General features: G+C 70.2%; 16 protein-coding genes and 1 tRNA gene. 6 read left to right on the forward strand and 11 right to left on the reverse strand.

Going from position 1 to position 18667, the window contains the following annotated elements; translation table 11 throughout:
* Window positions 1-43 precede the first annotated feature (43 nt).
* The gene (locus SGFS_RS23315) at window positions 44-1453 is read right to left on the reverse strand and encodes a peptidoglycan-binding protein (protein ID WP_286253052.1); all 1410 of its coding nucleotides are present in this window, start codon (window positions 1451-1453) and stop codon (window positions 44-46) included.
* A 203-nt stretch (window positions 1454-1656) separates the two neighbouring features.
* Between SGFS_RS23315 and SGFS_RS23320 the strand changes: the two genes are divergently transcribed.
* From SGFS_RS23320 to glxA, 3 genes are all read left to right on the forward strand, one after another.
* Window positions 1657-1733, forward strand: a tRNA-Lys gene (locus tag SGFS_RS23320).
* Window positions 1734-2176: 443 nt separating this feature from the next.
* Window positions 2177-4183 (forward strand): glycosyltransferase family 2 protein, encoded by a 2007-nt coding sequence (locus tag SGFS_RS23325; protein WP_286253054.1) that lies wholly within the window; start codon window positions 2177-2179, stop codon window positions 4181-4183.
* Window positions 4180-6114 (forward strand): radical copper oxidase GlxA, encoded by a 1935-nt coding sequence (gene glxA, locus SGFS_RS23330; protein WP_286253056.1) that lies wholly within the window; start codon window positions 4180-4182, stop codon window positions 6112-6114. The genes SGFS_RS23325 and glxA overlap by 4 nt, the downstream gene beginning before the upstream one ends.
* Before the next feature lie 139 nt (window positions 6115-6253).
* Here the strand turns inward: glxA and SGFS_RS23335 are convergent, their stop codons facing one another.
* Complete coding sequence (locus SGFS_RS23335; protein WP_286253057.1) at window positions 6254-7273, reverse strand: glycoside hydrolase family 6 protein; 1020 nt, start codon at window positions 7271-7273, stop codon at window positions 6254-6256.
* 381 nt (window positions 7274-7654) lie between these two features.
* On the opposite strand from SGFS_RS23335, the gene SGFS_RS23340 reads away from it, so the two are divergent.
* The gene (locus SGFS_RS23340; RefSeq protein ID WP_286252474.1) at window positions 7655-8905 is read left to right on the forward strand and encodes an IS701 family transposase; all 1251 of its coding nucleotides are present in this window, start codon (window positions 7655-7657) and stop codon (window positions 8903-8905) included.
* Between the two features lie 288 nt (window positions 8906-9193).
* Here the strand turns inward: SGFS_RS23340 and SGFS_RS23345 are convergent, their stop codons facing one another.
* From SGFS_RS23345 to SGFS_RS23365, 5 genes are all read right to left on the reverse strand, one after another.
* Window positions 9194-9817: a class F sortase gene (locus SGFS_RS23345; protein ID WP_286260023.1), complete on the reverse strand. Its 624-nt coding sequence runs from the start codon at window positions 9815-9817 to the stop codon at window positions 9194-9196.
* A gap of 95 nt (window positions 9818-9912) precedes the next feature.
* Window positions 9913-10527: a hypothetical protein gene (locus SGFS_RS23350; RefSeq protein WP_286253058.1), complete on the reverse strand. Its 615-nt coding sequence runs from the start codon at window positions 10525-10527 to the stop codon at window positions 9913-9915.
* Window positions 10528-10645: 118 nt separating this feature from the next.
* On the reverse strand, window positions 10646-11425 hold the full coding sequence (locus SGFS_RS23355; protein ID WP_286253060.1) for an HAD-IIA family hydrolase: 780 nt from the start codon (window positions 11423-11425) through the stop codon (window positions 10646-10648).
* 115 nt (window positions 11426-11540) lie between these two features.
* Entirely contained in the window at window positions 11541-12446 is a 906-nt protein-coding gene (locus SGFS_RS23360; protein ID WP_434027913.1) for a cell wall protein, read from the reverse strand.
* A 172-nt stretch (window positions 12447-12618) separates the two neighbouring features.
* The gene (locus SGFS_RS23365; protein ID WP_286253062.1) at window positions 12619-13845 is read right to left on the reverse strand and encodes an ROK family transcriptional regulator; all 1227 of its coding nucleotides are present in this window, start codon (window positions 13843-13845) and stop codon (window positions 12619-12621) included.
* Between the two features lie 77 nt (window positions 13846-13922).
* Here SGFS_RS23365 and SGFS_RS23370 point away from each other — a divergent pair, with 77 nt between their 5' ends.
* A complete protein-coding gene (locus SGFS_RS23370; RefSeq protein ID WP_286253064.1) occupies window positions 13923-15029 on the forward strand; it encodes a Gfo/Idh/MocA family protein in 1107 nt (368 codons plus the stop codon).
* Window positions 15026-15511, forward strand: a complete 486-nt coding sequence (locus SGFS_RS23375; protein WP_286253068.1) for a heme-degrading domain-containing protein — start codon at window positions 15026-15028, stop codon at window positions 15509-15511. Before SGFS_RS23370 ends, SGFS_RS23375 begins: the two co-directional genes overlap by 4 nt.
* Window positions 15512-15661: 150 nt before the next feature.
* On the opposite strand, the gene SGFS_RS23380 is transcribed toward SGFS_RS23375, so the two are convergent.
* The 4 genes from SGFS_RS23380 to SGFS_RS23395 form a co-directional block, all read right to left on the reverse strand.
* On the reverse strand, window positions 15662-16519 hold the full coding sequence (locus tag SGFS_RS23380; protein WP_286253069.1) for a fumarylacetoacetate hydrolase family protein: 858 nt from the start codon (window positions 16517-16519) through the stop codon (window positions 15662-15664).
* Window positions 16520-16659: 140 nt separating this feature from the next.
* Window positions 16660-17388 (reverse strand): YidC/Oxa1 family membrane protein insertase, encoded by a 729-nt coding sequence (locus SGFS_RS23385; RefSeq protein WP_286253071.1) that lies wholly within the window; start codon window positions 17386-17388, stop codon window positions 16660-16662.
* 96 nt (window positions 17389-17484) lie between these two features.
* The gene (locus SGFS_RS23390; RefSeq protein WP_286253073.1) at window positions 17485-17853 is read right to left on the reverse strand and encodes a DUF6412 domain-containing protein; all 369 of its coding nucleotides are present in this window, start codon (window positions 17851-17853) and stop codon (window positions 17485-17487) included.
* A gap of 4 nt (window positions 17854-17857) precedes the next feature.
* Window positions 17858-18655 (reverse strand): class E sortase, encoded by a 798-nt coding sequence (locus SGFS_RS23395; RefSeq protein ID WP_286253074.1) that lies wholly within the window; start codon window positions 18653-18655, stop codon window positions 17858-17860.
* Window positions 18656-18667 lie beyond the last annotated feature (12 nt).

The raw sequence follows: 18667 nt of genomic DNA on the forward strand, positions 1-18667 counted from the left end.
GGTGAGGGGTGCCTGGGGTACGGCGATCGGGTCGGTGCCCGCGTCAGGAGAACAGGCGGCGCCAGGTCTCCGGGCCCGGGGAGCCGTCCGCCGCGTTGCCCCGCCAGCCCTGGGCGCGCTGGAACGCCTCCACGTTGCGTCGGTCCTCCTCGCCCCAGCGGGAGCCCGGGCCCGAGGTGTAGTGCTTGCCGAACCCCTTCTTGAGCAGTTGTTGTCCGAGCCGGACGACATGGGCGTTGTCGGCGCCGGGGCGGAACATCGCACGGCCGGGGTAGGCGGGGACCTCCTGAGGACCAGGGGGAGCGGCGAGCCGGTCGGCCATGCCCGGCGGGCCCGGATACCCGGCGGGGGGCGCGATGTCCCTGCCCTTGCCCGTGACCAGATAGGTCCAGGTCAGCGGCCCCGGGTAACCGTCCGCGTCCCGGCCCGACCAGCCCTGCGCCCGCTGGAAGGCGTGGGTGGCCCTGCGGTCCGCGTCGGACCAGCGCGGCCCCGGCCCGTTTGCGTAGAAGCGGGCCCCGCCGCGCTCCACCAGCAGCTGCCCCAGCAGGGTGACGTACCGGTTGTTCGCGCCGGGCCCGAAGTAGGCGGCACCCGGGTAACGGGCGCCCTGCGGCCCCTCGGAGCCCGAGGAACCGGCGGTGCCGTCCCACGACGCCGGGGTGCCGGTGCCGTCGCCGTCCGGTGCGCCCGCGCCCTCCCCGACGAGCCCCTTGTAGCGGTACGCCTCATAGCGGCTCGAGTTGTTCCAGTACGCGTACGGGGTGGCCTGCCTGCGGGCGTACGGAGGGGTGGCCTCGTACGCGATGTAGCCGGTGTGCGTGTAGTCGGTCCAGCCGCCGAAAATGACGACGTGTGAGCCCTTCTGCGGGTCGTCCGGATTGTGGAACAGCAGAATGTCGCCGGGCTGGAGCCACTCCTTGGAAATCCGCTCGGCAAAATTACCGAGGCTGCCCGTCCATTCGTTTCCGGGCAGATTCCAGGCCATGGACACGAACCCCGAGCAGTCCTGGCGATAGCCGTCCCACCAGTACGAGGTCATGCTGTACGGCACCTCGGCGGCGATCCAGGTCCTGGCCCGCCTGATGATCTCCGCGCGGGTGATGGGCGGCGTCTTCGTCGCCGGTGACAGCTTCTCGCCCTCCGTCGACCGACCGGCAGGACCGTGCAGCGGCGCCTTGCCTCCCTGGGGGGTGCCGGGCCCGTCATCTGCGGGAACGGGTCCCGGCCGGGCAGGGCCGTGGGTCGCCGCGACCGCCGGTACGGCGTGGCCTACGGCGAGGGCGGCGCCCGCGGCGGTGACCGCGGCCAGGGCCACGCGCCCCGCCGGGTGCCCGAAGGGACCGGGATGGAGATGCCGGGACGAGTAGGGCGTGACCCGGCGCCAGTGGGCACAGCCGGGGCAGTCGCAGTCGCTCTCGGGAGCGAATTCCTCGAATGCCGGAGTCTCCATGCGATTCCCCTCAGGCGCCGGTCGGAGAATTCCTCGCTTCTGCACGGTTGTCAGTTTCTCAACGGTCGTGGGGTGCCGCATGTTGACGGTCCGAATGATGTAACGCGGTGCCCACGGGGGTGGGGCGCGCAGGCCCCTCCCGGGCGCGCACCTGGCCCGGTGGTCATGAGCACCCACCAGCCTCCGGTAAACTTTTCTCGCACGCGCCGCTAGCTCAGTTGGTTAGAGCAGCTGACTCTTAATCAGCGGGTCCGGGGTTCGAGTCCCTGGCGGCGCACCACACGGAGAGGCCCCTCGCATCAGCGAGGGGCCTCTCCGCATGTGCACGTCACCCCGGGCAATCAACACGGATCCTCCACCGATGCCCCAATCACCGGGTATGACCGGTAAACAGCTCGTTTCCCATCTTGCGATCAAGATGAACACCATAGAACCCTGGGCCGTAAGAGACTGCGGATACATGCCACTTGGGGAGCCATGGGCCGGTTTGGCCAGGGTTGGGGAACTTGGGCTCCCGCTCATGAAAGCGCTCATGAACGGATGACAAAGGGGCATCAATGCAACCGGAAGGTCCTCGTCCAGTGTCTCTTATGGTGTAGATCACATGGTGTACATCACTCAGTGACGACGACTCGCCACTGAATGCACCCGTGCCGGTCGAGGGGGACCGCCACGGGCGAGAACCGACGAACACACACAAACGTGTGTGCGGGGGGATGACTCATGACGTCGACGCCGACGGGCGCCCGGCACAACCACGACCCGTCCGAGACGACACAGCTCAAGCTGCCGTCGCAACGGACCGGTGCCTTCCGGAAAATCAGGAAGACCCTTCCGAGATACGACTACGAGCACTACAGCCGCCTCGCGGGGCCGCTCACCCAGCCCGACCCGAGCAAGCCGTACAAGGTGCAGTACCGATCCCTGATCTCCCAGGAACCGCACCGCATCCGGGTCGGACTGATGCTGGCCGCCGCGCCGCTGCTCTCCCTGGTCCTGCTGGCCTGGCTGCTCCAGCCCGAGCACTGGACCAAACGCGAATACCTCACCAACGACTACCTGCCGGCCCTCGACCTCGTCATGCTCGTCTCGATCGGCCTGATCGAGTTCTTCCGCTGCATGAACGTGCTGTCGAACGCGCACGCGACCCTCGTCGCCCGCGATCCCGTCCCGGTGGTCCCCGAGACCGGCACCAGAGTCGCCTTCCTCACCTCCTTCGTGCCCGGCAAGGAGCCGCTGGAGATGGTGACGAAGACACTGGAGGCCGCGGTAAGGCTCCGCCACCGCGGGCTTCTGCACGTCTGGCTGCTGGACGAGGGCGACGACCCGGATGTGAAGGCGGTCTGCGCGCGCCTGGGCGTGCACCACTTCTCCCGCAAGGGCATCGAGAAGTGGAACCGACCCAAGGGACCGCACCGCGCCAAGACCAAGCACGGCAACTACAACGCCTGGCTGGACGCCCACGGCGACGACTACGACTTCTTCGCCTCCGTGGACACCGACCACGTACCGCTGCCGAACTACCTGGAGCGGATGCTCGGCTTCTTCCGGGACCCGGACATCGGGTTCGTGATCGGCCCGCAGGTGTACGGCAACTACGACAACTTCGTCACCAAGGCCGCCGAGTCCCAGCAGTTCCTGTTCCACGCGCTGATCCAGCGGGCGGGCAACCGCTACGGCGCCCCCATGTTCGTCGGCACCTCCAACGCCGTACGGATCAAGGCGCTCAAGCAGATCGGCGGGCTGTACGACTCGATCACCGAGGACATGGCGACCGGCTTCGAGATCCACCGCCACAAGAACCCGGCGACGGGCCGGAAGTGGCGCTCGGTGTACACGCCGGACGTGCTCGCGGTGGGCGAGGGGCCCAGCGCCTGGACCGACTTCTTCACCCAGCAGATGCGCTGGTCGCGCGGTACGTACGAGACGATCCTCAAGCAGTACTGGAAGGGCTGGTACTCGCTGCCGCCGACCAAGCTCTTCAACTACACGATGATGATCATCTTCTACCCGATGTCCGCCCTCAACTGGATCCTCGCGGCGCTGAGCTGTGCGCTGTTCCTGGGCCTGGGCGCATCGGGTGTGAACATCGATCCGACCGTGTGGCTGATGCTCTACGGCAACGCGTCGGCACTCCAGATAGGCCTGTACGTCTGGAACCGCAGGCACAACGTCTCGCCGCACGAGCCGGAGGGCTCCGGCGGTGTGGCCGGCATGGTGATGTCCGCACTGTCCGCGCCGCTCTACGCCAAGGCGCTGGTCGACTCCGCGCTGCGCCGCAAGAGCAAGTTCGTGGTCACGCCCAAGGGAGACTCGGCGAGCCCCGACAGGTGGTTCGGCACCTTCCGGTACCACTGGTACTTCATCGCGATCTTCGGCGGCTCGATGACCGCCGGTTTCGTCTACGGGCACTCGCACCCCGCGATGATCACCTGGGCCACGTTCGCCATGCTGATCACCGCGACGCCCATCATCGCCTGGCGCTACATGCTGCGGCAGGACGAGAAGAAGGCCGCCGCCGCGGCCGAACTGCAAGGGTCGATGGTGGCTCCCCCGGAGTCCGCCCCCGCCCCCTTCGCGCCCCACGCGCCGTATCAAACGCCGCACGCCCCACACGCGCCCCACGCTCCCCAGCACAAGCCGAGTTGGGCGGCGTCCGGCTCGGGCGGCGGGGGTAGCGACCAGACCATGCAGATCGCCCTGGGTGGACTTGGGGGACGTAAGGAATGAAGGACCGTGCAGGCCACCGCCGCGCCCGTCGGCTCGCGATCGGCTCGGCGGTGGTCCTCGCGCTGGCCGGGATGAACGGGCCGTGGCTGTATCGCGTCGGCACCGAGAAGTACCACGAGTACAAGATCAACAGACCCGAGTACAAGGCGGAGAACGGGCACTGGCAGGTCGTGGAGTTCCCGGAGGAGTACCGGCAGAACACGATCCACGCGGCGCTGCTGCACACCGGGAAGATTCTGTTGATCGCCGGTTCCGGCAACGACCAGGACAACTTCGACGCCAAGAAGTTCGACACCCGGATCTGGGACCCGGTCGAGCAGACCATCAAGAAGGTGCCCACGCCGAGCGACCTGTTCTGCACCGGGCACACCCAACTGCCCAACGGCAATCTGCTGATCGCCGGCGGCACCAGGCGCTACGAGAAACTGAAGGGCGATGTCACCAAGGCCGGCGGCCTGATGATCATCCACAACGAGAACCCCGACAAGGAGATGAGGCTCAGGGCGGGCACGGAATTCGTCGGGAAGAAGAACGGCAAGACATTCGTCCTGAAGGACTCGGTCACGGTCAAGCCGGCGAAGAAGCTGCTCGACGCGGACGGGGATTTCCTGAAGACCAAGGCGAGCGTCGAGCGTGCCTATGTCGAGGCCGAGAAGCGCGGCACGAAGTACGAGACGGGCACGGAGGACAACTACCGGATCGTCGGACTGACCGGCAAGGACGCGCGGAACACATACGGCATCGCGCAGAAGCTCGCCCTCGACAAGAAGGACTTCCAGGGCATCAAGGACGCCTACGAATTCGACCCGGTCGCCGAGAAGTACATCAAGGTCGACCCGATGAACGAGGCGCGCTGGTATCCGACGCTGACGACGCTCACCGACGGCTCGGTTCTCAGTCTCTCCGGGCTCGACGACATCGGGCAGCTGGTCCCGGGCAAGAACGAGGTCTACGACCCCGAGACCAGGAAGTGGACGTACACCAAGGAGGTCAGGCAGTTCCCGACCTATCCGGCGATCTCCCTGATGCAGAACGGCAAGCTGTTCTACTCGGGCGCGAACGCCGGGTACGGGCCGGACGACGTCGGCCGGGACCCCGGCGTCTGGGACCTGAAGACGAACAAGTTCACCAAGGTCCCGGGGATGAGCGACAGCACGCTGCTGGAGACCGCGGGGACCGTGCTGCTGCCGCCGGCGCAGGACGAGAAGTACATGGTCGTCGGTGGGGGCGGGGTCGGTGAGTCGGCGAGGTCGAGCAGGAAGACCCGGCTGATCGATCTGCTGGAGGACAGTCCGCGCTTCGTGGACGGGCCGGAACTGGAGAAGGGGACGCGTTATCCGCAGGCCTCGATTCTTCCGGACGACACCGTTCTGATCTCCGGGGGCTCCGAGGACTATCGCGGGCGCGGCGACTCCAACATCCTTCAGGCGCGGTTGTACGACGCGAAGACCGGAGAGATGCGGAGGGTCGCCGATCCGCTCGTGGGCCGCAACTACCATTCGGGGTCGCTGTTGTTGCCCGACGGGCGGGTGGTGTTCTTCGGGTCGGACTCGTTGTACGCCGACAAGGGCAACACCAAGCCGGGAGAGTTCGAGCAGCGGATCGAGATCTATACGCCGCCGTATCTGTATCAGGACGCGCGGCCGTCGTTGTCGGGCGGGCCGAAGACGGTGAAGCGGGGCGGGACGGCGACGTTCTCCACGAAGCACGGGGCTTCCGTCAAGTCGGCTCGGCTCATTCGGCCGAGTGCGTCGACGCATGTGACGGATGTCGATCAGAAGTCGATCGAGGTGGACTTCAAGGTGTCCGGGGACAGGATCACGGTGACTGTGCCGAAGAATCGGAATCTGGTGCAGTCCGGTTGGTACATGTTGTTCGTGACCGATGATCAGGGGACGCCGAGCAAGGCTCAGTGGGTGGAGGTGCCTTAGCGCTCCACGCTCCGCCTTCGGGGTGCGTTTTCGGCTGCGGGGTTCGTTGTGGTTGCTCGCACTGTTCCCCGCGCGGTTCCCCGCGCCCCTGAAAGCAGGCCGCGCCCCTTGGTGACAAGGGGCGCGGCATGTTCTTGTGCTACTTGGACGCCTTCGCCAGGTCCAGGGCGTACTTGGGCCACCACTCGCCCGCCTTCGGGCCCCCCTTGCATTCGCCGTCCGACTCTCCCGGGCGCTTGACCCAGAGATAGGCGTCCACCAAGGGGTCGGCGGTCTTCGTCGTGGGGGTTTCGCCCAGGGCGCGGCCGGGCGGGTTGCACCACTGTTCGTCCTTGGCGCCCTCGGTCCACGGGCCGTTGCCGTTGCGGCTGGTGTCGATGACGAAGGGTTTGTCGCCGACCTTGGACGAGAGTTGCCTGCCGTACGCGATCGAGTCGTCGGTGGTGTAGAAGTTCGAGGTGTTGACCGCGAAGCCGTCGGCCTGTTCGACGCCCGCCCACTTCAGCGGGTCGAAGATCTTCTCGGGGTGGCTCCAGCCGGCGTTTCCCGCGTCGAGGTAGACCTTCGTGTTCTTCAGGGCGCCCAGCTTCTCGATCGCACCCTTCAGCAGGTCGTACCGCTCCTCGTGGAACTCGCCCGGTGTGCAGCCGTCCACCACGTGCAGGACCGCGTCCGGTTCGAGGATCACCGTGGCCGGGCGGTCCCCGATGCCCTTGGCCACGCCGTCGATCCAGGCCCGGTAGGCGTTGCCGTCGGCCGCGCCGCCGCCCGAGTAGTTGTCGCAGTCGCGGTGCGGGATGTTGTAGAGGACGAGGATCGCGTCCCGGTCGGCCTTCTCGGCGGCCTCGGTGAAGCCCTTGGCCTCCTGCTCGGGGCTCTCCGGGCCGATCCACTCGCCGGTCGGCTGCTCGGCGATCTTGCGGATCAGTTCGGCGTCCTCGTCCTTGCCCGCCTTCTCGTAGGCCGCGACCTGCTCCGCCGCGTTGCCGTCCGGATTGACCCAGAACGGGTCCGCGCCACCCGGCTGTTGCGTGATTTTCCCGCCCGACGCCCGGTCGTCCTCGCCGTCGCCGTCTCCCCCGAAACAGCCGGCCAGCAGCAGTGTCGCCCCCGCCACCGCCACGGACGCCCGAACTCCGGCCCCCCTACCGCCGTACATCCAACTCCCCCTTGGGTGCACCGTGTCGTAAGCCCCAATCCTGACATAATTCCCGCCTCGCCCACGAGGTCGTCACGGCCTTGGCCGAGACCTGTCACCACGCGATCGGAGTCTCTGGCTCAGTGGGCACATTCGTTCTAAAGTCGCCAACGGACGGCCTCCGGACGCCGACCGACTGCCTCCCGCGCCGCCGCCCGGGTTACTCCCGCGGCCCGGGCGCACGCGGTCGAGGACCGGCCCGGCCGACGGCTACGGGGGAGCCGGCCGCCGGCCGGGTCAGGTGCGGGTGTGACAGGCCCTAGTAGGGCTTGGTCATCTTCACTTGTGGATGCGTGTCCACTGCTCTTTGAGCGTCGTTGGAATGGTGTGACACCTGAGGAGATGGCCTCGGTCCGGGAGGACTTGGAGGCGTTCGCGGCGGGGTTGTTCGACGGGTTCTTCCGTGCCGATCAGCGGCGGTGGGGGCAGGCGTATGTGCGCGGGCTGCTGCTGGACGGGCGGCGCAAGTCGGTGGAGCCGATGGCGGCCCGTCTGGGCGAGGACGGCAACCGGCAGGCACTGGCTCACTTCATCACCTCCAGTCCGTGGGATCCCGCGTATGTGCGGGCCCGGCTGGCCTGGAGGATGCAGGACGTGATCGGCGTGGAGGCGTTGATCGTGGATGACACCGGCTTTTTGAAGGACGGGGATGCCTCGGCTTGTGTGTCGCGGCAGTACACCGGCACCGCGGGCAAGGTCACCAAATGCCAGGTGGGCGTCTCCCTGCACCTGGCCAATGACCGTGCCTCCGCGGCCGTCAACTGGCGGCTGTTCTTGCCGGCATCCTGGGATCCCGCCTCGCCGGAGGCCGATGCGGACAAGATCGCCCGCCGCGGCCGCTGCGGGATTCCCGCCCAGGTGGGGCATGTGGAGAAGTGGCAGCTGGCGCTTGACATGATCGACGAGGCCCGGTCATGGGGCGTCGACGTTCCCCTGGTGGTCGCGGACGCCGGATACGGTGATGCCGCCGCCTTCCGCCTGGGTCTGGAGGAGCGCAAGCTGCCCTATGTGGTGGGGATTTCCTCCCGCCATACCGCCCAGCCCGCCGGCGCCCGGCCCGTCCAGCCCGTCTATGCGGGCACCGGCCGGCCACCGAAAATTCAGTACCCCGAGCCTGCGCAGAGCATGAAGGACCTGGTCATCGCAGTCGGCCGGACGGCCGCACGGCCGGTGTCCTGGCGGGAAGGCTCCCGGGCGGGCAAGGGCCAAAGTGGCTTCAAGCGCATGTACTCGCGGTTCGTCGCCCTGCGCATCCGCCCGGCCGGACGCGGCATCTGCAAGGCCGGCGACGATCCTGAACTGCCAGAACGCCGGCTGCTGGCCGAATGGCCTGCCGGTGAGAGCGAACCGGTGCAGTTCTGGCTGTCGAACCTGCCCTCCGGGATGCCGCTGGCCACGCTGGTGCGGCTGGCCAAGCTGCGCTGGCGCATCGAGCACGACTACCGCGAGATGAAACAGGCCCTGGGCCTGGCCCACTTCGAGGGCCGCACCTGGGGCGGCTGGCATCACCACGTCACCCTCGTCTCCGCCGCCCACGCCTTCTGCACCCTGCAACGGATGGCACGAGACCCAAAAGACGCAGCGCAGGTGTGAGTCTCTACCAGATCGTCCGGGAACTGCAGACACTCCTCGCCACCTGGGCCGGAGCCTGCCCCACCTGCCATCGCGACATACCCACACCGATACGAATCTGACCAAGCCCTACTAGGGCGTGTTTCGAAAGTGGCGTCGTCCGCCCGGAGGGCGGGGCCCGCGGCGTCTGGTGCGGTGCGTCGCAAGGCGGAGGGTCGTCCGCGTACTGGGTGTACGCGGACGATCCCGACAACGCGGCGAGGTGCCGTGCCAGGCGTCGCGGGGCAGACGGGACTTTCGAAACACGCCCTAGGGGCCGGTGGCGCTGAGGTACGCCGAGACCACGACGTTCGCCGTGTAGGTGCGGCTGGTGCTGTCGAAGGTGCCGCCGCAGGTGACCAGGCGGAGTTCGGCGCGGCCCGACTGCCGTACGCCGTAGGCCTGTCCGGCGTCGAAGTGGTCGCGGCCGATGACCTGGACGTCGTCCACGGTGAACTCGGCGACCTTGCCGTCGTCGCGGGTCACCCGGATCTTCTCGCCGATCCGCAGCGCGCTCAGCTTGTAGAAGACGGCGGGGCGGGTCTCGGTGTCTACGTGGCCGACGAACAGCGCGGCCCCGGCCGCCCCCGGCCGCGTACCGGCGGCGTACCAGCCGACGACTCCCGGCTGCGCGAAGGAGGGCGGGTCGATCGCCCCGGCGGGGTCGAGGCCGCGGGCCACCACCGGTGCCTGGACGCCCATGGACGGGATGTCGAGCCGCTGCGGTCTGGCCGCCCTCAACGGCTGTGCGGCGGGCGGCAGTTCGGCCTGGGCGGGGCGTCCGACGGCCGCCACGTCACCCGTGGTCGGCGCGGATATGCCCTGCCGTACGTCGGTCACCTCGCGGCCCCAGAGCCAGAGCCCGAGCAGCAGGACCGCCCAGGCCACGCCCATGGTGAGGCGCCCGGTGCCACGGGTGTCACCCGCATGGCCCGCATGCCCCGTATGGCCCGTATCGCGCGAGGAGTGCTCGAGGTCGTCGGTCACGGCTACTCCGTACCGCGGCCCCGGCGCGCGCCCCGCGCCACGACGACCACCGCCGCGACCCCCGCCAGGACCAGGCCGACAACGGCTTGCCGGGCGCCGGGTCCGGTGTCGGTGGTGGTGTCCGTGTCCGTGTCGGCGTGCCGGGTGTCGGCCGGATCGGCGGCCCGCCCGGCCGCGGCGAGCCGCGCCGCCGCCCCGCCGCCACCCGCGTGGACGGGGGCCACCGGGGAGGCGGGGGTCGTGGGGGCGGTGGGGGTCGCCTGCGGGGTCGAGGGCTTGCCGTCGCCGACCTCGAAGGTGCCGGTGACCTTGTTCTCCTCGTTGTCACAGGTGACCCGTACGTCGTAGGTGCCGGGCTCGACGGAGGACCGTACGCGGGTCTCGCCCTGGAGCGTGCCGCCGCCCTTCCCGGTGAGCTGGGCGTCGGCGACGAACGCCTCCGAGGTGGCGGTGCCCGTTCTGCCCTCGCACCCCTTGGCCCGCACCTCGATGTCGCCGCCCGGCCGCGCCTCGGCCGGCGCCACGGAGATGCCGCCGTTACCGGCCGCGTACGCCGTGGGGGTCAGCGCGGTCACGACCACCGCGCCGGTACAGAGTGTGAGTTTCAGTGAGCGCATGGTGAAACCTCCAGATACCTGGAGCCTGCCCCTGTGGGGGCCGTACCGCATCCCGGAGAGGGGGGTGGCTGCTCCGTACGGGTGCCGGAGGGTTTAGCGGCCGGGCTCGTCACCGCTCTCAGATGCGGTCGACCAGGTCCGCGATCGAGTCGACGATCTTCGACGGGCGGTACGGGAACTTCTCGACCTGCTCGGGGGTCGTGAGGCCGGTGAGGACGAGGTAGGTCTGCATGCCCGCCTCGATGCCGGCGAGGACGTCGGTGTCCATGCGGTCGCCGATCATCGCGCTGGTCTCGGAGTGGGCGCCGATGGCGTTCAGGCCGGTGCGCATCATCAGCGGGTTCGGCTTGCCCGCGAAGTACGGCTTCTGGCCGGTCGCCTTGGTGATCAGCGCGGCCACGGCTCCGGTCGCGGGCAGCGGGCCCTCGGTGGAGGGGCCGGTCTCGTCGGGGTTGGTGGCGATGAAACGGGCGCCGCCCTCGATCAGCCGTACCGCCTTGGTCATGGCCTCGAAGGAGTACGTGCGGGTCTCGCCGAGGACCACGTAGTCGGGGTCGTGGTCGGTCAGGATGTACCCGATGTCGTGCAGGGCGGTGGTGAGGCCCGCCTCGCCGATGACGTACGCCGAGCCGCCGGGCCGCTGGTCGTCGAGGAACTGGGCGGTGGCGAGCGCGGAGGTCCAGATGTTCTCGACCGGCACGTCCAGGCCCATCCGGGAGAGGCGGGCGTGCAGGTCACGCGCTGTGTATATGGAGTTGTTGGTGAGCACCAGGAAGGGGCGGCCGGACTCCCTCAGCTTCTTGATGAAGGCGTCGGCACCGGGGATCGGCACGCCCTCGTGGATGAGCACCCCGTCCATGTCGGTGAGCCACGACTCGATGGGCTTGCGCTCTGCCATGTGCGATCTCCTGCCGTACGTCCGGGGTGCCTCACCAACCCTAGTGAGCCCTGGCCGAAATGAGGAGGCCGATCTTGGCCCCTGAGACCGGCGGCCCGGCCCGTTCCCGCCCAGGTCAGCGGTGGGTACCGCGCAGGCGTCGGGCCGCCGGCCGGCGGATTGCCAGCAGCAGCCCTCCCATGGCGAGGAGGGACAGCCCGGCCGTGGCCGCGTACCGCGCCGTCGCCTGGTGCCGGCGGCCGGTCCGGGCCAGTTCGTCGGCGTAGGGGGTGGCCCGTTGCGGTAAGCCGTCGGTACCGCCACGGCCGGTCTCGCCGCCGGTGCCGCCCTCCAGACGGCTGCCACCGCCGCCGTCATCGCTGTGGCTGTGGCTGTCTCCATCTCTGCCGCTGCCGCTGCCGCTGTCTCTGCCGCTGTCTCTGCCGCTGTCTTCGTCTCCGTCTCCGTCTCCGTCGCTGCCGCTGTCGCTGTCGCTGTCGACGATCCGGAAGCGGTAGTCGTTGGACTCCCCCACCCACTCGCCGTCGTCGCCCCGCCGCTCGACGACGGCCGCGTTCGCCACCACGTCGTTCGGCGCGAGCGCGTCGGAGGTGAGGGAGAGGCGGACCCGGACGGTGAGGGTGCGGCCGGGCGGCACGGTGAGGCCGGGGCCGCCGAAGACCCCCACGAGTTCGTCGGCGTCGGTGCGTTCGAAGGTGACGGGATAGGGGGCGTTCTCGCGGCCGTCGTAGAACTCCAGCTTCGGCTGGCCCGGCTCCAGGGCCCGCTTGTCGTCGACCAGGACGACGACCGGGTGGATGTTCCCGCAGCTCCGGCGGGTGGTGTTGGTCAGGTCCAGCGACCAGTTCCGGTAACCACCGCCGGCGTCGTAGGTGGCCGGCCCGCCGTGGATACGCGTCTGGATCGGGAAGTCAGGCCCGGCGGAGCCACCACAGCCGACGGGGAGGGCGGCCGCCGTCGGGCCGCCGGAGAGGGCGGCTGCGGAGGGGAGGACAAGGGTGAGAAATGTACACAGTCGCATAAACACATGACCCTGCCAGCCGACCGCCGCGACGGGCTCCGCCACGCTCTGAGAACGCCGGAGACCGCTCGATCAGCGGAGTAGAGGGCTCGTCAGCCGCACCCCCCACCCCCCAACGCCCATCCCTCACCACCCCCACCACCACATGGCGAACCCGCGATCCCCTACTCCGCTACTCCGCCCGCCCGAACAACGGCGCCAACATCAACTGAGCCGCCCCCTCCGCAACCCCCGAAGAACCGCCGGAGGCAACCCGTACGGGCACCGCCGGATCCGCCCCCTGCCGCCGAGCCCACTCATCGAGAACAAGACCCACCCCCCGCACGAACACATCGGGATGCGCCTCGACCGTACGACCGCCGAGCAGGACGAGCTCGATGTCGAGGAGCCCCACGAGGTTCGCCGCGCCCGTGCCGAGCACCCGCGCCGCCTCGTCCATGTCGCCGCGCGCCACCGCCGCCAGGCAGAGCGCCTCGATGCACCCCCGGCTGCCGCACGCGCACAGCGGCCCGTCGAGCTGGATGACCTGGTGGCCCAGCTCACCGGCCCGGGTGCGGGCCCCTCGGCGTACGTTCCCGTCGATCACCAGGCCGGCGCCCAGGCCCGTACCGAGGTGCAGGTACGCGAAGGATCCCGCGCCCAGCGGCCCGGCGACCGCCGCCAGGCCGAGCGCGGCCGCGTTGGTGTCCTTGTCGACGACCACGGGCATGCCCAGCCGCCGTGCGAGCGCCGCCCGCAGCGGATACCCCTCCCACTCCGGGAACCCGGTGACCCGGTGCAGTACCCCGTGCAGATGGTCGAGGGGGCCGGGGAGCGCCACGCCGACGCCGAGGACGGCGAAGGGCGGAAGCAGCGACGAAAGCAGGGGCGGGGAGGAGGGCTCCATCGGCGGCGGCTCGGGGTCGGCGGCGCCGAGCTCCTCGCGGGCCTGTGCCAGCAGCGCCTCCACCTCGCCGGCCGCGCCCTCGATCACGGCGTCGGCCCCGGCGCCCAGGCTCAGCGGGGCGTTCCGCTCGGCGACGACCGTGCCCGTCAGGTCGCACAGGACGGCCGTCAGCTTGTCGCGGTCCAGGTGGAGGCCGACCGCGTATCCGGCCTCCGGGACCAGGCGCAGCACGGTGGGCGGCTTGCCGCCGGTCGAGGCGCGGCGGCCCGCCTCCGTGACGAGGCCGTCGGCCCGGAGCCGCGCGGTGATCTTGCTGACGGCCTGCGGGGTCAGCCCCATGCGCTCGGCCACTTCGAGGCGGCTGATGCCGTGCGGCCCGGCGCCGCGCAGCAGGTCGAGCACGACCGCGCCGTTGTGGCTGCGCAGCGCGAGGAGATTGACGCCACCGGCGCCGCTCACCCCACCGCCCGCACCGCCGCTCGGCCCGTGCGCCCCGCTGTGCGTTCCCGCCATGCCACCACTGTTGCCGTTCACACCCCCATTGTCCCTCGCGCTTGCACTTTCGCAACAGCGTTGCTTAAGTGGCCTGCATGACTGGCACAGCCTCCCTTCCCGGATCGTCCCCCGGCGCTCCGCTACGCGTGGCCCTGGTCGGATACGGCCTCGCGGGCTCCGTCTTCCACGCCCCGCTGATCTCCGCGACCGAGGGCCTGGCCCTGGACACGGTCGTCACGGCGAACCCCGAGCGACGGGAGCAGGCCGCCGCCGAGTTCGCGTCGGTCCGACTCGCGACAGCGACGGACGAGTTGTGGGACCGGGCGGACGAGCTGGACCTGGTCGTCGTCGCCTCGCCGAACAAGACGCACGTACCGATCGCGACGGCCGCCCTCGAAGCCGGCCTCGCGGTCGTGGTGGACAAGCCGGTCGCCGGTACGGCCGCCGAGGCGCGCGAGCTGGCCGCCCTGGCCGACGAGCGCGGCCTGTTCCTCTCCGTCTTCCAGAACCGCCGCTGGGACAACGACTTCCTGACCCTGCGCCGGCTGCTCGCCGAGGGCGAACTGGGCGAGATCCGGCGCTTCGAGTCCCGTTTCGAACGCTGGCGCCCACAGACCAAGGGCGGCTGGCGCGAGTCCGGCGACCCCGCAGAGATCGGAGGTCTGCTCTACGACCTGGGCAGCCATGTCGTCGACCAGGCCCTCGTCCTGTTCGGCCCGGTGACCCAGGTGTACGCCGAGTCGGACACCCGCCGCCCGGGAGCCGAGGCGGACGACGACACGTTCATCGCGCTCACGCACGCGAACGGCGTCCGGACCCACCTGTACGCCTCCGCCGTCACGCCCCAGCTCGGCCCGCGCCTGCGGGTGCTGGGCTCCGAGGCGGGTTACGTGAAGTACGGCCTGGACCCGCAGGAGGCGGCCCTGCGTGAGGGCGACCGCCCGGCCCCGGGGGCACCCTGGGGTGTGGAGCCCGAGCACCTCTGGGGCCGCGTCGGCTCCGGCGAGTCCCCGCTGACCGGCGGCGGCCGCCCCGTACGCACCCTCGCCGGCGATTACCCCGCGTACTACTCGGCGGTGGCCGCGGCCCTGCGCGGCACGGGCGAGAACCCGGTGACGGCGTACGAGGCGGCGGCGGCGCTGGACGTACTGGAGGCGGCCCGCCGCTCGGCCCGCGAGGGCGTGGCGGTGAAGCTGTCATGAGCGACGCCACGCGACCGGACCCCGACCCCTCCATAGCCGAACTGGAAGCCCAGGAACAGCGGTTGACGCTCACCCGCTTCACGCACGACGACGCGTGGACGCTGGGTTCCCTGCTCGTCGAGCTGGCCCGACAGCGGCAGGCCCCCGTCGCCATCGACATCCGCCGCGGCGGCCAGCAGCTCTTCCACGCGGCGCTGCCCGGCTCGACCCCGGACAACGACGCGTGGATCGACCGCAAACGCCGGGTCGTGGAGCGCTACGGCAACTCCTCGTACCTGGTGGGCGCCCGCTACCGCGCCAAGGACACCACCTTCGAGGCCTCCTCCCGCCTGGACCTCGACCGCTACGCGGCCCACGGCGGATCGTTCCCGATCACGGTCGAGGGCGCCGGGGTCATCGGCACGGTGACGGTGTCGGGCCTGCCGCAGCTGGAGGACCACATGATGGTGGTGGAGGCGCTGGAGCGTTTCCGGGACTCGTAAACCCGGGGGCGCCCCTTAAGGGGCGCGGGGCTCCCAAGGGGCGCGGGGAACTGCGCGACAAGCCACCACAAACCCGCAGCCGCCACACAACCCACGCCCCCCACCCCTCAGGCACCCCACCCCCTCACGCCCCCACCTCCAGCGGAGCGCCTACGCGTTCTTGAACTCCTGCCGCTGACGCCCCAGCCCCGAGATCTCCAGCTCCACCACATCCCCGGCCCGCAGATACGGCTTCGGCTCGGGCTCCCCCATGGCCACCCCCGCGGGCGTCCCCGTATTGATGACGTCCCCGGGGTACAGGGTCATGAACTGGCTGACGTACCGCACGACCTCCCCCACGGGAAAGATCTGCTCGGCGGTCGTCCCGTCCTGCTTCAGCTCACCGTTGACCCACAGCCTCAGCGACAGCTCCTGCGGGTCGGGGACCTCGTCCGCCGTCACCAGCCACGGTCCGAGCGGGTTGAACGTCTCGCAGTTCTTCCCCTTGTCCCACGTTCCGCCCCGCTCGAGCTGGAAGGCCCGCTCGGACACGTCGTGCGCCACCGCGTACCCGGCGACATGCGCGAGCGCCTGCTCCGCGGACTCGACATAGCGCGCCGTGCTCCCGATGACGACCGCCAGCTCGACCTCCCAGTCGGTCTTCACCGACCCGCGCGGCACGAGCACCGTGTCGTACGGCCCGACCACCGTGTCCGCCGCCTTGAAGAAGATCACCGGCTCGGCGGGCGGCTCGGCCCCGGTCTCGCGGGCGTGGTCGTGGTAGTTGAGCCCGATGCAGACGATCTTCCCGATACGGGCCAGCGGCGGTCCGATGCGCAGCCCCGTCGCGTCCAGGACCGGCAGGTCACCGGTCTCGGCCGCCGACCTGATCCGCCCGAGCGCCGCCTCGTCCGCGAGCAGCGTGCCGTCGATGTCCGGCACGAGCCCCGACAGATCCCGCAGGACGCCGTCGGCGTCCAGCAGCGCCGGCCGCTCCGATCCCGCCGTACCGACTCGCATCAGCTTCATTGGCCACAATCCCCTCAATCGATCGCAAATCGTCGACCGACGGGTGCAGCCATCGGATGACTGGCCGATCCTCCAAGGTCCCCGTCCACTCCGCAAGAGCCGGTTCACGGAGTGGACCGGAGGCCTCCGCGTGCGCCGGCTCAGCGGTAGAGAGCCGCCCGCTCCACCGCGCTCCACGTCGTGCTGGTCACCACGTAGAGCGCGGCGGCCAGCGGCACCACGGCCACGGTGAAGAGCGTGAAGAAGGACATGAACGGCATGACCTTGGTCATCGCCCCGAGCCCGGGCACCTGCTGGCCCTCGGCTCCCGCCACGGCGAGCTGCGCCGCCGGGTTCGCGGCGGCCATCATCCGCTTCGTACGCCAGAAGTTGAAGGAGGCCACGACGGCGACCACGACGAACAGCGCGACGTATACGAGCCCCGCGCCCCCGAAGACCCCGCCGTCGCCGAGCGCGTCGGCCCACCGCCCGCCGAGCGGCGCGGAGAACAGCTCGTGGCCGAGCAGTTCGTTCGCCTGGCCGCCGATCGTCGTGTTGGAGAAGAGGTGGTAGAGGAGGAAGAAGGCGGGCATCTGGAACAGGCTGGGCAGACAGCCGGACAGCGGCGAGACCTTCTCCTCGGCGTGCAGTGCCAGTACGGCCTTCTGGAGCTTCTCGGGCTCCTTCTGGTGCTTCTTGCGCAGCTCGGCGACCTTCGGCTGCAACGCCGTACGGGCCTTCTGCCCCCGGGCCGCCGCCCGGGACAAGGGGTGCACGAGGAGTCGTACGAACGCGGTGAACAGGACGATCGCGGCGGCGGCCGCGGCGGCGCCGAACAGCGGGTGGAGCAGGTCGGCCAGGTGCTGGACCAGGTCGGCGAAAACGGACATGCGTGAGCCCTCCGGGGGTCTCGTCGTGCCGGGGAGTCATGACTCGTGTTGCTCGGCGCGACGGCCCACGCGGGGACGTCAAGGTTGAGGCGTGCCCTACGCGGTGGCCGTCAGGAGGGCACGGCCGGGAGCCCGGGGTCGCGTACGGCCGCGGGCGTCGGGGTCGCGTTGGCGCAGGAACGCCGTACGGCGCTCGCGGTCACGGATCGCCGTACGGACGTGGGTGCGCGGTACGGCGGGTGCGCAGCGCGAGGCGATGAGCGCGCAGGCGGTGAACGCGGAACCGGCCGCGGCGGTCGCGGCGAAGGCGACAGCGGCGGCGGAGAGGGAGCCGACGTCGAGGACTGCGACCTCGAAGAGGAGGATCAGGAGCACGGCGGCGGGGCGCAGCACGGCCCGGTTCCGGAGACTCTGGATCACGACCCCCCCTTCTTGCCCTCGCCGGTACGCGGCATTCGCACACATGCTCTCACCTGAGCCGTACCGAGCGCAGCTTCCCCCAGACCACGAGGCGGTATGTGGAGGTGTACTCGGGTGTGCAGGTGGTGAGCGTGAGGTAGTGGCCGGGCTCGTCGTACCCGTACGACGGTCGCGCGGCGCTGCGCGGTACGGCCCGCAGGACGCCCCCGTCGCCCGGCGAGGTCTGCGGGAGCGTGCGGTCGACGACGTAGGTGTAGACGGCGGTACGGGTCTCGACGCGGACCTCGTCGCCGTGCCGGAGCCGGTTGAGGTACCGGAAGGGCTCGCCGTGGGTGTTGCGGTGCCCGGCGAGGGCGAAGTTCCCGGGTCGGCCGGGCTGCGCGGTGCGCGGGTAGTGGCCGACGTACCCCTTGTCGAGGACGTCCGTCCTGCCGACCCCCTCGGCGACGGGTACGCGGAGGTGGAGGCGGGGGATCGTGAGGACGGCGTAGGCCTGGGGGCTGTGGGGCGAGGTCGACCGGTCGGGTGCCGCGAGTGGGCGCCGGGGGTCGGGGCCGCCGCCCGGGTCGCCGTCCGTGTCCGCGGCGCCCGGCGCGGGTAAGGCCGTGGCCGGGTCGGGGGCGTCCGGAGTGTTCGCCCACTCCTTCTCCAGCGCCTCCACCTGCCGTTGGGCGGTCTCCTTGGCCTGCCGGTTGGTCCACCACAGCTGGTGGACGACGAGGAGCAGCAGGACAAGGCCGACGGTGACGGCGAGTTCGGCGGCGGTCCAGAGGGCACGGCGGTATGCGGCACGGCGGCGCCGGGTGCCGTGGTCGACGACGCGGGGGACGACCGGATGATCCCGCACGCGCCGAACGAT

The organism is Streptomyces graminofaciens (assembly GCF_030294945.1).
Lineage (GTDB): Bacteria > Actinomycetota > Actinomycetes > Streptomycetales > Streptomycetaceae > Streptomyces > Streptomyces graminofaciens.

Coding starts and splice junctions, on each gene's coding strand:
- SGFS_RS23335 (WP_286253057.1), bottom strand. CDS start 7,273: ATGTACGGCGGTAGGGGGGCCGGAGTTCGGGCGTCCGTGGCGGTGGCG.
- SGFS_RS23375 (WP_286253068.1), top strand. CDS start 15,026: ATGAGCGACGCCACGCGACCGGACCCCGACCCCTCCATAGCCGAACTG.
- SGFS_RS23370 (WP_286253064.1), top strand. CDS start 13,923: ATGACTGGCACAGCCTCCCTTCCCGGATCGTCCCCCGGCGCTCCGCTA.
- SGFS_RS23365 (WP_286253062.1), bottom strand. CDS start 13,845: ATGGCGGGAACGCACAGCGGGGCGCACGGGCCGAGCGGCGGTGCGGGC.
- SGFS_RS23325 (WP_286253054.1), top strand. CDS start 2,177: ATGACGTCGACGCCGACGGGCGCCCGGCACAACCACGACCCGTCCGAG.
- SGFS_RS23360 (WP_434027913.1), bottom strand. CDS start 12,446: ATGCGACTGTGTACATTTCTCACCCTTGTCCTCCCCTCCGCAGCCGCC.
- SGFS_RS23340 (WP_286252474.1), top strand. CDS start 7,655: ATGGCCTCGGTCCGGGAGGACTTGGAGGCGTTCGCGGCGGGGTTGTTC.
- SGFS_RS23315 (WP_286253052.1), bottom strand. CDS start 1,453: ATGGAGACTCCGGCATTCGAGGAATTCGCTCCCGAGAGCGACTGCGAC.
- SGFS_RS23345 (WP_286260023.1), bottom strand. CDS start 9,817: ATGGGCGTGGCCTGGGCGGTCCTGCTGCTCGGGCTCTGGCTCTGGGGC.
- SGFS_RS23385 (WP_286253071.1), bottom strand. CDS start 17,388: ATGTCCGTTTTCGCCGACCTGGTCCAGCACCTGGCCGACCTGCTCCAC.
- glxA (WP_286253056.1), top strand. CDS start 4,180: ATGAAGGACCGTGCAGGCCACCGCCGCGCCCGTCGGCTCGCGATCGGC.
- SGFS_RS23350 (WP_286253058.1), bottom strand. CDS start 10,527: ATGCGCTCACTGAAACTCACACTCTGTACCGGCGCGGTGGTCGTGACC.
- SGFS_RS23355 (WP_286253060.1), bottom strand. CDS start 11,425: ATGGCAGAGCGCAAGCCCATCGAGTCGTGGCTCACCGACATGGACGGG.
- SGFS_RS23390 (WP_286253073.1), bottom strand. CDS start 17,853: ATGTGTGCGAATGCCGCGTACCGGCGAGGGCAAGAAGGGGGGGTCGTG.
- SGFS_RS23380 (WP_286253069.1), bottom strand. CDS start 16,519: ATGAAGCTGATGCGAGTCGGTACGGCGGGATCGGAGCGGCCGGCGCTG.